The sequence below is a fragment of the Streptomyces pilosus genome (genome assembly GCF_014649835.1).
In the GTDB taxonomy this organism is placed as follows: Bacteria; Actinomycetota; Actinomycetes; order Streptomycetales; family Streptomycetaceae; genus Streptomyces; species Streptomyces pilosus.
Genome location: NZ_BMTU01000002.1, coordinates 118065 through 132496 on the forward strand (window position 1 = coordinate 118065; position 14432 = coordinate 132496).

14 protein-coding genes are annotated in these 14432 nt (G+C 74.2%); 5 read left to right on the forward strand and 9 right to left on the reverse strand.

Going from position 1 to position 14432, the window contains the following annotated elements; translation table 11 throughout:
* Positions 1 to 8: 8 nt before the first annotated feature.
* Genes IE118_RS05560 through IE118_RS05570 form a run of 3 tightly spaced genes read left to right on the forward strand, consistent with a single transcriptional unit; the run spans position 9 to position 4656 of the window.
* The gene (locus IE118_RS05560) at positions 9 to 1163 is read left to right on the forward strand and encodes a nitroreductase family protein (RefSeq protein ID WP_229846676.1); all 1155 of its coding nucleotides are present in this window, start codon (positions 9 to 11) and stop codon (positions 1161 to 1163) included.
* Complete coding sequence (locus IE118_RS05565) at positions 1160 to 2899, forward strand: ABC transporter ATP-binding protein/permease (protein ID WP_189556149.1); 1740 nt, start codon at positions 1160 to 1162, stop codon at positions 2897 to 2899. The genes IE118_RS05560 and IE118_RS05565 overlap by 4 nt, the downstream gene beginning before the upstream one ends.
* Positions 2896 to 4656 (forward strand): ABC transporter ATP-binding protein, encoded by a 1761-nt coding sequence (locus IE118_RS05570; protein ID WP_189556150.1) that lies wholly within the window; start codon positions 2896 to 2898, stop codon positions 4654 to 4656. Before IE118_RS05565 ends, IE118_RS05570 begins: the two co-directional genes overlap by 4 nt.
* Positions 4657 to 4789: 133 nt before the next feature.
* Here IE118_RS05570 and rpsR read toward each other — a convergent pair whose 3' ends face one another.
* Genes rpsR through rpmG form a run of 4 tightly spaced genes read right to left on the reverse strand, consistent with a single transcriptional unit; the run spans position 4790 to position 6707 of the window.
* On the reverse strand, positions 4790 to 5026 hold the full coding sequence (gene rpsR, locus IE118_RS05575) for a 30S ribosomal protein S18 (RefSeq protein ID WP_189556151.1): 237 nt from the start codon (positions 5024 to 5026) through the stop codon (positions 4790 to 4792).
* Positions 5027 to 5075: 49 nt separating this feature from the next.
* A complete protein-coding gene (locus IE118_RS05580) occupies positions 5076 to 6236 on the reverse strand; it encodes a CobW family GTP-binding protein (RefSeq protein ID WP_189556152.1) in 1161 nt (386 codons plus the stop codon).
* Positions 6236 to 6490, reverse strand: coding sequence for a type B 50S ribosomal protein L31 (locus tag IE118_RS05585; protein WP_189556153.1), 255 nt, complete (start codon positions 6488 to 6490; stop codon positions 6236 to 6238). Before IE118_RS05585 ends, IE118_RS05580 begins: the two co-directional genes overlap by 1 nt.
* Positions 6491 to 6542: 52 nt before the next feature.
* Positions 6543 to 6707: a 50S ribosomal protein L33 gene (gene rpmG / locus IE118_RS05590; protein WP_189556154.1), complete on the reverse strand. Its 165-nt coding sequence runs from the start codon at positions 6705 to 6707 to the stop codon at positions 6543 to 6545.
* 67 nt (positions 6708 to 6774) lie between these two features.
* Between rpmG and rpmB the strand changes: the two genes are divergently transcribed.
* Positions 6775 to 7011 carry a 50S ribosomal protein L28 gene (gene rpmB / locus IE118_RS05595; RefSeq protein ID WP_189556155.1) on the forward strand — a complete coding sequence of 79 codons (237 nt, stop codon included), beginning with the start codon at positions 6775 to 6777 and terminating at the stop codon, positions 7009 to 7011.
* The gene (gene rpsN / locus IE118_RS05600) at positions 7011 to 7316 is read left to right on the forward strand and encodes a 30S ribosomal protein S14 (protein WP_189556156.1); all 306 of its coding nucleotides are present in this window, start codon (positions 7011 to 7013) and stop codon (positions 7314 to 7316) included. Before rpmB ends, rpsN begins: the two co-directional genes overlap by 1 nt.
* 164 nt (positions 7317 to 7480) lie before the next feature.
* Here the strand turns inward: rpsN and IE118_RS05605 are convergent, their stop codons facing one another.
* The 5 genes from IE118_RS05605 to IE118_RS05625 are packed head-to-tail and all read right to left on the reverse strand — an operon-like array spanning position 7481 to position 14387.
* On the reverse strand, positions 7481 to 9649 hold the full coding sequence (locus tag IE118_RS05605) for an alpha-galactosidase (protein WP_189556157.1): 2169 nt from the start codon (positions 9647 to 9649) through the stop codon (positions 7481 to 7483).
* Complete coding sequence (locus IE118_RS05610) at positions 9646 to 10491, reverse strand: DeoR/GlpR family DNA-binding transcription regulator (RefSeq protein WP_189556158.1); 846 nt, start codon at positions 10489 to 10491, stop codon at positions 9646 to 9648. The genes IE118_RS05605 and IE118_RS05610 overlap by 4 nt, the downstream gene beginning before the upstream one ends.
* A gap of 4 nt (positions 10492 to 10495) precedes the next feature.
* Complete coding sequence (locus IE118_RS05615; RefSeq protein WP_189556159.1) at positions 10496 to 12535, reverse strand: beta-galactosidase; 2040 nt, start codon at positions 12533 to 12535, stop codon at positions 10496 to 10498.
* On the reverse strand, positions 12532 to 13443 hold the full coding sequence (locus IE118_RS05620; protein WP_189556160.1) for a carbohydrate ABC transporter permease: 912 nt from the start codon (positions 13441 to 13443) through the stop codon (positions 12532 to 12534). The genes IE118_RS05615 and IE118_RS05620 overlap by 4 nt, the downstream gene beginning before the upstream one ends.
* Entirely contained in the window at positions 13440 to 14387 is a 948-nt protein-coding gene (locus IE118_RS05625) for a carbohydrate ABC transporter permease (protein ID WP_189556161.1), read from the reverse strand. Before IE118_RS05625 ends, IE118_RS05620 begins: the two co-directional genes overlap by 4 nt.
* Between the last annotated feature and the right edge of the window lie 45 nt (positions 14388 to 14432).

Consider the following 14432-nt stretch of genomic DNA (forward strand, 5'->3'; position numbering starts at 1 on the left):
GGACCCCGGTGGACCACCTCCGTGAGGACCGCCCGGCGGACCTCGCCGCCGCCCTCGCCCGGGCCCGCTCACCGCAGCGGCCCGGCCCCGGCACGCCCGCCGGAAGCGCCGTCCGGCCCTGGCCGGGTCCGTCCCTCCCGATCCCGGAGGCCGGCCCCGCCTCCCTCGACCTGCGTGCCCTGCTCCGCCTGTCCCTGGCGGCCTCCGACGCCTCCGGACGCCTCAGGCCCGCGCCCTCCGCGGGCGCCCTGCATCCGGTGGACACCGAACTCCTGGTGGGCACCGGCTGCTCCCTGCCGCCCGGCCGCTACGGCTACGACCCGCTGCGCCACCGCGTCCACCACCTCGGCCCGCCGCCCGACGACACACCGCCGGGCCTGACGGCCGAACTCGACGTCACCGCACGGCGCACGGCCTCCCACTACGGCCACCGGGCCTGGCCCCTCCTGCTGCTGGACACCGGGCACACCGCGGCGGCGCTGGTCCTGGCGGCCCGCGCCCTGGGCACGGGCGAGCCCCGGGCACGGCTGGACGGACGCGCCGAGCACCCCCTGGCCGCCGTGCGGATACCACCGCCCCACGGGCGGAACCGCGTCCGCCCGGAAGACACCCCCCGCACACCGGGACCGTCCGGGGACACGCCCACCCCGGCCGAACTGCTCGCCCGCCGCAGCACCCCACCGCCGCTCCGGGGCGCCCCCTCCCACGACAGCCTGCGCGCGGTCCTGGCCACCGCCGAACAAGCCGGACGGGACGACCTGTTGCGCTGGAGCGCCGCGGTCGGACCGCCACGGCCCGGCCTCCTGGAAGCGGCACCCGACGGCACGGCCCCGCGCCGGTACGCGGCGGGCGAGGCCCGCCCGACGCTCGCGGCCTGGGCCGCGGGCCAGGCGTGGATCGCGGACGCGGGCGCCGTCCTGATCGCCCACGGCTGCCCCACGGACGCCGACGCCACGCATCTGCGCCGCGCCCACCTGCGGGCCGGCTACGCCGTCCACCTGGCCCACGTCACCGCCCTGCGCCACGGGCTGGCGGCCCGGCCCGTCGGTTCCTGGCAGCAGGCGGACCTGGGCGCCGCCCTCGGAGCCGCGCCGGACCGCGACTGGATCGTCCACGCCCTGGCCCTCGGCACCCGTCACGCCGACGAGGAGAACCCCACATGATCGTCCACCCCGAGCTGCGCCGCGCCGCGGGGCGCGCGCGACGCCCTCTGCTGGCGGCCACCCTGCTGCAGGGCGCCGTCACCCTCACCCACCTGGCGCAGGCCGTCCTGCTGGCCCTCGGGCTCGCCGGCCTGGCCCGCGGCGACACCGGACCACTCCCGTGGCTGCTGACCGCGGTGTTCGCCGTCGTCGCCGTGCGCGCCGGGCTCGCCGTGTGGCAGCGGCGCACCGCCACCCGCGCGGGGGCCCTGGTCAGGGTTGCCCTGCGGGACGAACTCCTGGTCCGCCTCGGCCGTGCGGGACCCGCCTACCTCACCGCCGCACGGGCCGGAGCCGTCCGTACCACGCTCGTCGAGGGCGTGGAGGGCGTCGACGCCTACGTCTCCCGCTACCTGCCCCAACTCCTGATCACCCTCACCGTGCCGCCCCTCGTCCTGACCGCCCTGGCCGCGGTCGCGCCGTGGAGCCTCCTCGGCCTGGTCCCCGCCCTGCTCCTCGCCCTGGCCGGGCCGCGCGCCTGGGACCGGCTGCTCACCACCCGCGGCAAGGAGCACTGGGACACCTACGAAGGGCTGGGCGCCGACTACCTGGAGGCCCTCCAGGGCATGCCCGCCCTGCGCGCCGCCGGCGCCGTCGGACGCACCCGCGCACGACTGGAGGAGCGCTCCGCCGCGCTGCACCGGGCGACCGTCGCCAAACTGCGGGTCTCCCTGGTCGACACCGGCATCACCGACCTGGCCGTCCAGGGCGGCACCGCCGCCGCCGCCCTCCTCGCCTGCTGGTCGGCCACCACCGGTTCCACCACGGCGACCGGCACCTACCTCATGCTGCTGCTGGCCTCCGAGTGCTTCCGGCCGGTCCGCGACCTGGCCCGCGAGTGGCACGCCGGATACCTGGGGGCGTCGGCCGCCGACGGGCTCACGGCCCTGCGCACCGCCGAGCCGGCGGTCCCCGACTCCGGGACGGTCCCGGCGCACTGGCAGGCTCCGCCCGAACTGCGCTTCCACGACGTCCGGTTCACCTACGACGGCGCACCGGCCCCCGCCCTCGACGGAGTCTCCTTCACCGCCCCGCCGGGACGGACGACCGCGATCGTCGGCCCGTCCGGCGCGGGCAAGTCCACGCTGCTGGCCCTGCTCCTGCGCCACCACGACCCGCAGGAGGGCCGGATCACCCTCGACGGCCGCCCCACGACCGCCTACGCGCTCGACTCGCTGCGGCAGGGCATCGCCGTCGTCTCCCAGGAGACGTACCTCTTCCACGCCACCATCGCCGACAACCTGCGCCTGGCCCGGCCGGACGCCACCGACGAGGAGCTCACCCGGGCGGCGCGCGTCGCCGGTGTCCACGACGAGATCACCGCCCTCCCCGACGGCTACGCCACCCTCCTCGGCGAACGCGGCGCCACCCTCTCCGGCGGTCAGCGCCAGCGGCTCGCGCTCGCCCGCGCCCTGCTGGCCGATGCCCCGGTCCTCGTCCTCGACGAGGCCACCAGCTCGGTCGACGAACGCCGGGAGGCGGACATCGTCCGGGAGCTGACGCACGCCGCGCGCGGCCGGACCGTCCTGGTGGTCGCCCACCGGCTCGCCGCCGTCCGGCACGCCGACCGCATCGTCGTCCTCGACCACGGACGGGTGGACGCCGTCGGCGGCCACCCCGACCTGGCCGGGGCCGGCGGGGTCTACACGCGGCTCGTCGAGGCCGGCCGCACCCACCCAGGAGAACGCGCCGCATGACCACCACCGCCACCACCCCCGTCACCGCCGACGCCGACGCGCCCGCGCGAGGTGCCCTGCGCGCCCTCCTGCCCGCCCTCGCCGCACACCGCGCCATGACCGCCCGCACCTGCGCCGCCGCGCTCCTCGAACAGGGCTCCCTGGTCGCCCTGCTGACGCTGGCCGCACACACCGTGGGCACCGCCGTCATCGAGGGACGCGCGCCGTCGGCCGGCACCGTCACCACGCTCGTCGCCCTCGTCCTGGTACGCGCCCTGATGACCTGGCGGGAGATGGACCTCTCGCACGACCTGGCCTACCGGGTGCTGGCCGCACTGCGGGTGCGCGTCTTCGATGGACTCGCCCGCAGCGCGCCCGCCCGGGTCGCCGGCCGCCGCAGCGGCGACCTCGCCGCCACCGCCATGGCCGACGTGGAGGCCCTGGAGTTCTTCTACGCCCACACCACCGCCCAACTGCTCGCGGCGGGAACCGTCCTGACCGGCGGATCCGTGGTGCTCGCCACGGTCGAGCCGTGGCTGCTGGTGGCCGTGCTGCCGGTCGCGGCCCTGCTCGCCGCGGCGCCCTTCGCGGACGCGCGCGCCCGCACCGCACGCGGCGGCCGCACCCGCGGGGCCGTGGCCGGGCTGTCGGCCGACACGGTGGAGACCGTCGACGGGCTGCGCGAACTGCTCGCCTTCGGCGCCCTGTCCGGACGCCGCCGGGAGCTGGCGGAGCGGGGGCGCCAGGTGGGTGCGGCCCAGCGCGCCGAGGCGACCTGGGAGGCCGTCGCCGCGGCGGTCCGCGACCTGCTCATCGTGGCCGCGGTCCTCGGCGTGGTCGCCGCGGCCGCGCACTCCGTGACCTCCGGACGCCTGCACGGCGCGTGGGCGCCGGCGGCGATGGCCCTGTCCCTGTCCGTGCTCGGCCCGGTCGCGGAATCGGCCCGCGCCCTCAGCCAGGCCGTGGCACTGCGCGCCGCCGCCTCCCGCGTCGACGCGGCCGTCAGGGCCCCGGCCCTCGCCCCGCCCCCCACCGCGCCGTCCCCGCTGCCTCCCGGGCCGCTGGGCGTCCTGCTGCACCGGGTGAGGTTCGACTACGGCGGCGGAACCGTGCTGGACGGCGTCGACCTCACCGTCCCCCCGGGCACGACACTCGCCCTCGTCGGCGCCTCCGGTGCCGGCAAGTCCACCTGCGCCCACCTGCTGGCCCGCTTCTGGGACCCGTCCGCGGGAGCGGTGCGGCTGCTGCCCGCCGACGGCGACCCCGTGGACCTGCGGGACGTTGAGGACACGGAACTGCGGCGCGCGGTGGTCCTGGTGGGGCAGGACACGCCCCTCTTCCACGGCACCCTCGCCGACAATCTGCGGCTCGCCGCACCCGGGGCCGACGACCGGGCGCTGGCCGAGGCGGCACGGCTGTGCGGCGTCGACCGGATCGCCCCGCTGGACACCCTCGTCGGTGAGCGGGGCGCCACGCTCTCGGGGGGCCAGCGGGCCCGCGTCGCCCTGGCCCGCGCCCTGCTGGTCCGGCCGCGGGTCCTCGTCCTGGACGAGTCGACCGCCCACCTGGACAACACCGGCGACGCCGAACTCGCCGTGGCACTGCGGCAGGAGGCCCGCACGACGATCGTCATCGCCCACCGCCCGGCCGCGATGCGCCGTGCCGACCGCATCGCCGTCCTGGAGGGGGGCCGCATCACGGAGGAGGGAACCTGGGAGGAACTCACGAGCCGCCCGGGCAGTGCCCTCAACCGCATCCTCGCCGCCACCCCCTGCTGAGCATGCCGGGTCCCGGGCCGGTGCCGCCGGGAGTCCCGCCGGCACCGGCGGCGGCACAGAAGGAGACGCACCCCTCCCGGGAGGGGTGCGTCTCCTTCTGCGCACGGCGGGCGGCGGCGCGGCCGCGCCGGCCCTACCGGCCGGAGTAGGGCAGCAGCGCCATCTCGCGGGCGTTCTTGACGGCTCTGGCGAGCTGCCGCTGCTGCTGGGCGGTGACGCGGGTGACCCGACGGCTGCGGATCTTGCCGCGGTCGGACACGAACGTCCGCAGCAGATCGACGTCCTTGTAGTCGACGTAGGTGACGCCGGCCGCGTCCAGCGGGTTGGGGCGGGCCTTCAGCGGCTTGCGGGGGCCTTGGCGCGGAGCCATGAATGTTCCTTCTCTGGTGAGTGTGCGGGGGACCGGTCCGGTGTGCGGTTCAGGTCCGGGCGACGGGGTCGAGGAGGGAGTCGAAGGCGGCCGGCAGCCGCTTCCACGCCTCGGGTCCGGCGGCGTACTCGGCGTCGGTGAGCAGGCAGGAGTCGAGCAGCCGTGCGAGCCCGTCGCGGTCGAGTCCGGGCGAGGTGAAGACGAGGTGCTGGCAGCGGTCACCGTGCTCCGGATGCCAGTCCAGCGCGGCCGCGGCCCGGCGTACGGGCGGGACCAGGTCCCAGGCGGCGTCGGGCAGCGACGCCAGCCAGGGGCCGGCACCCTCCACGCACAGGGCTCCGCCGGCGGCGTCCCAGGCGAGCAGGGTGTCGGGACGGTCGGCGAGCCAGAACCGTCCGCGACTGCGGGCGGCCGCGCAGCAGAGGTCCTCCAGCGCCCGGTACAGGCGTTCCGGGTGGAACGGACGGTGGCGGCGCCAGACGAACGTGGTCACCCCGGCCTCGTCCGCGTCCTGGGGGAGCAGGGCACAGGCCGGGTGCTGGGCGGCGGCAGCCGCGTCCACGTCGAAGCCGGCGAAGGCCAGCCGGGCGAGTTCCGCGGAGCCGCCGTCCACCTGGCGTGCGGTGGGGTGGAGCTGGCGGAGGAGCGCGCGATCCTCGTCGTCGGCGTCCTCGCTCTCCACGACGGCGACGACGGGGGCGTACTCCAGTTGCCGGGCCCAGGTGTCGCCGACGGTGCGCTGGTCGGTCGCGGCAGCCGCGAGACCGGCCTCCGCGAGGTCGTCGCCGTTGCCGAGGCAGGGCAGGACGAGGGCCGGGTCGACCGCCGTGACCACGTTGGTGAGGCGGACCCTGCCGCCGCCGTGGGCGGCCACGACCTCGGCCATGGCCCTGGGCTCGACGGAGTCCCACAGTTCGACGACGGCGAGCCGGGTCAGGCCGCCTTCGGCCAGCCGCTCGAGCTCGGGCATCAGGTCCTCGCGCAGCGCGCAGCAGGCGCAGTCGTTGACCAACGGGGCGTCACCGCGGGACAACTCGCCGGAGGCGTCACGCACTTGACGCAGGACGGTGCCTTCCGCCGCCGTGGACAGGTCGTGGTGGAGGACGACACTGCCGGGAACCGTCCGCAGCAGGCCGTCCACGACCGTCCGGCGGGCCTCGGAGTGCAGCCCGCCGACGATCAGCACCGGCAGAGGGGTCGCATCCCGCATCAGTTCGCTCCGGGCCGGCCGTAGCGGCGCTCGAACCGTTCGACCCGCCCGGCGGTGTCCAGCACCCGGGCGGTCCCCGTGTAGAAGGGGTGGCTCACGTGCGAGATCTCGACGTCGACCACCGGGTAGGTCTCCCCGTCCTCCCAGTCGATCGTCCTGTCGCTGGTCAGGGTGGAGCGGGTGAGGAAGGCGTAGTTCGCGGCCCGGTCGCGGAAGACGACGGGACCGTAGGCGGGGTGGATGCCTGGCTTCATGACGGTGTTCCTTCGGGTCGGGACGGGTGCCGGCGGCAGGGGGGTGCGGGGATCAGCGTTCCTCGCGGAAGTCGACATGGCGCCGGGCGAGGGGGTCGTACTTGCGCAGCACCATCCGGTCGGGATCGTTCCGGCGGTTCTTGCGGGTGACGTACGTGTAGCCGGTCCCCGCGGTGGAGCGGAGCTTGATGATCGGGCGTACCTCGTTGCGAGCCATGCCGCTACTATATGGGAATGATTTCCATTACCAACAACTCACCGACTGACGAAGGGCAGGCAGGACCTTGTCCGCTCACTGCCAACTGACCGGCGCGCAGCCGGGATTCGGCAACACCATCTCCCACTCGCACCGGCGCACCCCGCGCCGCTTCGACCCCAACATCCAGCGCAAGCGCTACTGGCTGCCGAGCGAGGGCCGGTACGTACGGCTGACGCTCAGTGCGAGGGCGATCAAGACCGTCGACAGCATCGGCATCGAGGCCGCCGTGGCCCGCGTCCGCGCCCGGGGAGGGAAGGTCTGATGGCCAAGAAGAGCAAGATCGCGCAGAACGAGAAGCGCAGGGCGACCGTCGAGCGGTACGCGGCCCGGCGGGCGGAGCTGAAGGAGATCGTCCGCCGGCCGTCCTCCACCGACGCCGAACGCCGGGACGCGGCGGCGGAACTGCGGCGCCAGCCCCGGGACGCCAGTGCGACCCGGGTGCGCAACCGCGACAGCGTGGACGGGCGGCCGCGGGGCCACCTGCGGAAGTTCGGTCTCTCCCGGGTCCGCCTGCGCGAGCAGGCCCACGCCGGCTTCCTCCCGGGAGTCACCAAGTCGTCCTGGTAGCCCCGGCGGTGCCGCGGCGGACGGAGCCTTTGGCCGTGACACGCGGGTGTCGCGGACGGAGGCTCCGGCGCGGCCGGCCGGTGTCCTGACCACCGGCCGGGACGACCGCGAGGAGACGGGACATGACGGGGCGGTTCGGCCCTCGTCACTCCCGCACGCGGGTCTCAGGCGTGCGGTGCGATCCGCCGGACCTCGATCAGCGCGAGGTTCTCCGGATGCAGCGTCGGAGCCTGGACGCCGAGCACGGACAGGACGCGGCCCGGCAGTTCGACACCCTCCGGTGTCCACCAGGGGAGCGGGCTGGTGACCGGACCCCGGGTCGCGTCGCCGGGCGGCAGCGGGGTCACGGCGTAACGCGCGTCCTCCGCCAGTCCGGGCAGGCGCACGCGCCCCGTCGGCATCTGCACGCTCGTCGCCTGCTGCACCACCGCGTACACGGCGTGGGACCGGTCCGGGGCCACGACGCCGTGCACCGACACCGCGGGGTCGTGGGAGTCGCCGTGGACCACCGTCCCCCCGTGCAGCAGCGGACGGAGCCGCTTGTGGACCGCGATCCACTCGGCGAGCCGACGGCGTTCGCCGGGCGTCGCCAAGGTGAGGTCCCACTCGATGCCCAGGTGACCGAAGAACGCCGTACCGGCACGGAAGTCCAGACCGTGCGTGCGGCCCGTGGTGTGCGCACGGGGGGCGCCGACGTGCGCACCCATCAGTTCCGGGGGCAGCAGCAGACCCGTCCACAGCTGGATCCGCTGCCGTTCCAGGGCGTCGATGCAGTCGCTCGTCCACACCCGGTCACTGCGTTCGAGGACGCCCAGGTCCACCCGGGCGCCGCCCGACGAGCAGGACTCGATCTCCAGTCCGGGACGACGCCGGCGCAGCTCGTCCATCAGCGCGTACACCGCGGTGGTCTGCGCGTGCACCCCGCCCACGCCGCAGGGGCCGCTGCCCGCGTCGATGAGGTCGCGGTTGTGGTCCCACTTGAGGTAGTCGACGGCGTACTCGCCGACCAGGGCGTCCAGACGCCCGAGCACGTACGCGTACGCCTCCGGCCGGCCCAGGTCGAGGACCTGCTGGTGCCGGGCCTCCGGCGGCATGCGCCCGGCTGCGGACAGGATCCACTCCGGGTGGGACCGGGCCAGGTCCGAGTCGGGATTGATCATCTCCGGCTCGACCCAGAGACCGAACTGCAGGCCGCGCGACCGGACGTGCTCGACCAGCGGGTGCAGTCCCTGCGGCCAGATCTCCGGGTCCACGTACCAGTCGCCCAGTCCGGCCCGGTCGTCGCGGCGCCCGCGGAACCACCCGTCGTCCAGGACGAACCGCTCGGCCCCGACCTCCGCGGCGGCGTCCGCCAGGGCGGTGAGGGTGGCGAGGTCCTGCCGGAAGTAGACCGCCTCCCAGGTGTTGAGCGTGACGGGGCGCGGAGCGGCCGGGTGATGGGGACGCTGCCGCAGGTACGTGTGGAAGCGCGCTGCCATGTCGTCCAGGCCCCGGCCGTACGAGGCCAGCAGCCACGGGGTCGTGTACTCCGCGCCGGGCCCGAGGCGCACCTCGCCCGGCAGCAGCAGCTCGCCGCCGCCGAGGAGCGAGACCCCGGAGTTCGTCCGCTCGGCGAAGGTGCGGTGGTTGCCGCTCCACGCGACGTGCAGGCTCCACACCTCACCCCCGCGGAAGCCGAAGCCCCGCTCACCCACCGCGTGCAGCAGCGTGGCGTCGACACCGGTACGGCCGCGCCGGTTCTCCCGCAGATGCGTGCCGAGGGTGAACTCGTGGCGCTGCGGTGACCGTTCCCGCAGGTGGCGGCCGGTCAGGTCGAGGACTTCGGCGGCGTGCGCGGGCACCGGCAGGGCGAGGTGCAGCCCCTCCAGCGTGTAGGTGCCCTCCGCCCGGTTGGTGAGGCGCGCGCGCTGGCGGACGAGGCCGGCGGGGGTGAGCTCCAGCTCCCACCGCAGACCGAGCCCGGCCTGGTCGTCCGCGGCGTCGACCGTCAGCGAGCGGGGGCCCGGGAACCGCAGCTCCCGCACCGTGAAGGCGCAGGAGAAGTCGGCGCCCTCGCGGTGGCCGGACAGTCCCGGGGTGCCCAGCCAGCCGGCCGACTGCTCGGGCAGCACGCTCACGGGCACCGGGACGTCGGGCACGCTGGTGCCCAGCTCGGCGACGCTCGCCCTGGCGAGGGCGACCAGGTCGCCCCCGCCCGGTGTGTCGTCCTCCAGGTCCCCGAGGTCGGCACCCCAGTGCAGCACCCGCGGGAGGCGGGGCCCCGAGCAGTCGAGGACCAGGCTCGTGCCGCCCGAACGGAAGTGGAGCAGCCGGCGGGAACGGTCGGTGGTCACGTAGGTGCTCCTTCGGTAGGTCGGGGGAGGGCGGGAGGACGGAGGGACACCGCCCGCGGCGCGGAGCGGGACGGCTCGACCACGATCAGTTCGCCCACGCCGCGTTCCAGCGCGGCACGGCCGCCTCCGTCGATGCCCGAGTCGGTGACGAGCGTGTCGGCCGCGCCCAGCGGGGCGATGCCCGCCAGGCCGGTCGCGTTCCACTTGGTGTGGTCGGCCAGTACCACGGTCCGCCGCGCCGAGCGGCACATCGCCCGGTTGGTCTCCGCCTCGTCCGGATTCGGGGTGCTGAAGCCGGTCCGTGCGTCCATGCCGTGCACCCCCATGAACAGCACGTCGACGTGGAGCGTGCGCAGCGCGGCGACCGCGACCGGCCCCACCAGCGCGTCGGAAGGGGTGCGCACCCCGCCGGTGAGCACCACCGTCCGCGTCCGCCGCCGGCCGGTGTGCAGGATCTGAGCCACCTGCACACTGTTGGTGACGACCGTGAGGTCCGGGACGTCCAGGAGGCGCCGGGCGAGCGTCCACGTGGTCGTCCCGGCGGTCATGCCGATCGCCGAGCCCGGAGTGACGAGCCGGGCGGCCGCGACCGCGATGGCCTCCTTGGCCGGGACCTGACGGGACCGCTTCTCCGCGAACGCCGGTTCCCCGTCGCCGCCGGGCGGCGCTGCCACCGCGCCGCCGTGGACCTTGTCGAGCCGGCCCCGTCGTGCGAGCGCCTCCAGATCGCGCCGGATCGTCATGTGGGACACGTCGAACCGCTCCGTCAGCGCGCTCACCCGGATGGAGCCGTGCTGCCGGACGAGCCGGGCGATGTCCTCCTGCCGTTGCCTGGCGAGCACCCCGTCACCCGTCCGCGGGCGGGGTGCCGTGCTCCCGGACCACCGCGACGTCGCCCGCGCGGACCATGATCCCGCGGTCCGCGGTGGCACCGCTCAGCAGGTCGGTGCCCTCGGCCGGGACGGACACGTCGTGCGGGGAGTGGTTGATCACGAACAGGTACGCGGCGTCCGGGCCGCGCCTGCGGACCACCTCCACGCCGGCCGGCACCTCGGCCGCGGCGGCGACCCCGGCCTCCCGGCAGATCCGGGCCAGCAGCGTGCGCAGCGCCTCCGCGTCCGGACGCGTCGCCACGTACCAGGAGACGCCGTCGCCGTGGCCGTGACGGGTGACCGCCGGGTGCCCCGCGACCGGGCCGCCGTCCGCCGGGTCCGCCGCGAACGACAGGACCGTCTCGGCCCCCCGCGGTTCGACGAGTTCGGTCCAGACCGTCGCCCGCGAACCGTCGGAGAGGCGGACCGCCTCCGCCTCCCGGAGCGGGAAGAACTCGTCCACCCGGACCCCGAGCATGTCCCGGTACGCTCCCGGGTGGCCGCCGAGGCGGACGTGGTCGTGCTCGTCCACCACACCGCTGAAGAAGCCGACGGCCGCGTGTCCGCCGCCCGCGACGAACCCGTTCAGCGCCTTGGCGTCCGTGTCGCTCGTCAGGCAGAGGCTGGGGACGAGGACCAGCCGGTACCCGGTCAGGTCGCTGCCCGGATGCACCAGGTCGCAGGTGACGCCCAGCGACCACAGCGCCTCGTACCAGGAGCGGACCAGGTCGAGGTAGCGCAGGTCCTGCGAGGGGGTGGCGTCCATCTCCAGGGCCCACCAGGCGTTCCAGTCGAAGAGGAGCGCCACGTCCGACTCCACGCGGGTGCCGCGCACCTCCGACAGTGCCCGCAGGTCCCGGCCGAGGGCCGTGACCTCACGCCAGACCTTGGTGTCCGTGCCCCCGTGCGGGAGCATCGCGGAGTGCCACTTCTCGGCGCCGGCCTTCGACTGGCGCCACTGGAAGTACAGGACCCCGTCGGCGCCGCGCGCCACGTGCGCGAGGCTGTTGCGCCGCATCTGCCCCGGCGTCTTCGCGACGTTGCGGGGCTGCCAGTTCACCGCGGAGGTGGAGTGCTCCATCAGCAGCCACGGGGCGCCGCCGCCCAGGCCGCGCGCGAGGTCGGCGTCGAGGGACAGACCGATGTGCGCCCCGGGGTCCGCGGCCGTGAGGTACTGATCCACGGACACGAAGTCGCACGCCGCGGCGAGGGAGAAGCCGTCGACCTTCTTCTCCAGGGTGACCAGGAGGTTGGTGGTGAGCGGCACACCGGGGGAGAGACGACGCACGATCTCCGCCTCGCGCCGGTGCAGGGCCAGCAGCGCGTCCGAGGAGAAGCGCCAGTGGTCCAGCCGCTGGGTCGGGTTGGCCACGGCGGCGGTGGCGCGCGGCGGCATGACCTCCGCCCAGTCGCCGTACCGCTGGCTCCAGAACGCCGTCCCCCACGCCTCGTTCAGACCGTCGAGATCGCCGTACCGCTGCCGCAGCCAGTCCCGGAAGGCGTCCGCGCTGATGTCGCAGAAGCAGTGCGCGTTGTGGTTGCCCCACTCGTTGTGCAGGTGCCACAGCACGAGCGCGGGGTGGTCGCGGTACCGCTCCACGATCCGCTCGGTGAGACGGCCGGCCGCCTCGGCGTACGCGGGGCTGCTCGGGCAGAACGTCTGCCGCGAACCGTGCGTCAGCCGGACGCCGTCGGCGGTCACCGGCAGCGCCTCGGGGTGGCGCAGCGAGAACCACGGTGGCGGGGACGCCGTGGCCGTCGCCAGGTCGACGGCGATGCCCCCTGCGTGCAGCAGGTCCAAAACCTCGTCGAGCAGGCCGAACTCGTACACGCCGGGGCGCGGTTCCAGCAACGCCCAGGAGAAGACGCCGACGGTGACGAGGTTGACGCCGGCCTCACGCATGAGGCGGACGTCCTCGTCCCACACCTCGCGCGGCCACTGCTCCGGGTTGTAGTCGCCGCCGTAGGCGATGCCGCCGAGCCGGTCCGACAGCTGCTTGAGCGCGTTGTTCACGACTTCACCGCTCCCGCCGCGAGTCCGGCCTTCCAGTAGCGCTGGAGCACCAGGAAGGTGATGACGATCGGGACGACCGAGACGAGCGACCCGGTGAGGCTGAGGATCTGCAGCGAGGGGTCGCGGCTGACCTGGGACTGCCAGGTGAACAGGCCGAGGGTGACCGGGTAGAGGCGGTCGTCCTGGAGCATCACCAGCGGCAGCAGGAAGTTGTTCCAGATGACCACGAACTGGAACAGGAAGATCGTCACCATGGCGGGCGACATCAGCCGCACGGCCATGGTGAAGAAGGTCCGCAGCTCCCCGGAGCCGTCGATGCGCGCGGCCTCCAGGAGTTCGTCGGGCACGGAGGCGGCCGCGAAGATCCGCGAGAGGTAGACGCCGAAGGGGCTGACGATGCTCGGCAGGAAGACCGCCCAGAAGGTGTTGGTGGCGCCCACCTTGGCGAAGAGCAGGAACAGCGGCAGCGCGAGCGCGGTGGCCGGGACCAGTACTCCGCCGAGCACCACGGAGAACAGGAATTCCCTTCCGCGGAAACGGTACTTGGCCAGGGCGTAACCGGCCATGGCGGACAGCAGCGTGCCGACGGCCGCGCCGGCCCCCGCGTAGAGGAGGCTGTTGAACAGCCAGGGCAGGAAGACTCCGTCCTGCTTGGTGAAGAGGGCCCGCAGGTTGTCGATCAGGTGGAAGTCGGAGAACCACAGGCCGAAGGTGTCGACCAGGTCGCCCTGGGTCTTGGTGGCCGAGACGACCAGCCAGAACACCGGGAGCAGCATGTAGACGGCGATCACGGCCAGGAAACCGGTGGCGACGACCACCGAGAGACGGCTCTCCCGCGGGCCGCGCGACGTCTTCTCCGAGGCCGGCGCGGGCGCGTGGGCACCCGCGGTGTCGGTGAGGAGGCTCATGATTCGGCCTTTCGACCCGTGAACTTGAGGAACCCGAACGACAGGACGAACGTGGCCAGGGCCAGCGTCACCGACATGGCGGCGGCCTCGCTGTAGTTGTCCGACGAGGCGAGCGAGTAGGCCGCCAGGTTCGGGGTGTAGGTGCTGGTGACGCTGGTGGAGATCGAGCGGAGCACCTGCGGTTCGGTGAACAGCTGCAGCGTTCCGATGATCGAGAAGACGCCGGTCAGCATGAGCGCCGGACGCAGGATGGGGATCTTGATGCGCCAGGCGATCTTGGCCTCGCTCGCCCCGTCCATGCGCGCCGCCTCGTAGATGTCGGACGGGACTGCCTGCAGCGCGGCGTAGATGATCAGCATGTTGTACCCGGTGTAGGTCCAGGTCACGATGTTGCCGATGGACCAGAGCATCATCGACGAGCCCAGGAAGTCCGGCGCGGACCCCATCGTGTCCAGCAGCTCCACGACGGGCGACAGACGCGGGTCGTACAGGAAGGCCCACATGAGGGCGGCGATCACGCCGGGGATGCCGTAGGGCACGAAGTAGGCGATGCGGAAGAAGCGCTTGAGGCGGGCCACGGTGGAGTCCAGCAGCAGCGCGAGCACCAGGGCCAGCAGCAGCATCACCGGGATCTGCACCAGGCCGAAGAGCAGCACCCGGCCGACGCTGCCGAGGAACTCACTGTCGCCCAGTACTTCCCTGTACTGCTCGAAGCCGGCGAACACGGTCGTCTTGCGGCCGAAGGTGCCGCCGGTGCGTTCCGTCTTGAGCAGGCTCTGGTAGAAGGCGTATCCGACCGGAACCAGGGTGAAGAGGACGAAGGGTATGAAGAACGGCAGGAGGAAGAAGGCGGGCGCCCAGTTCCGTCTGCGGCGCGGCGGAGTGGGGGCGGTGGTGGTCTTCGCTGGTGGCGCCGCTGTCGCGGCCGTCCGGTCGGCGGTCATGGCGTGGTCTCTTCCCAGGCTTCCTTGACGAGGAGGAGAGGACCG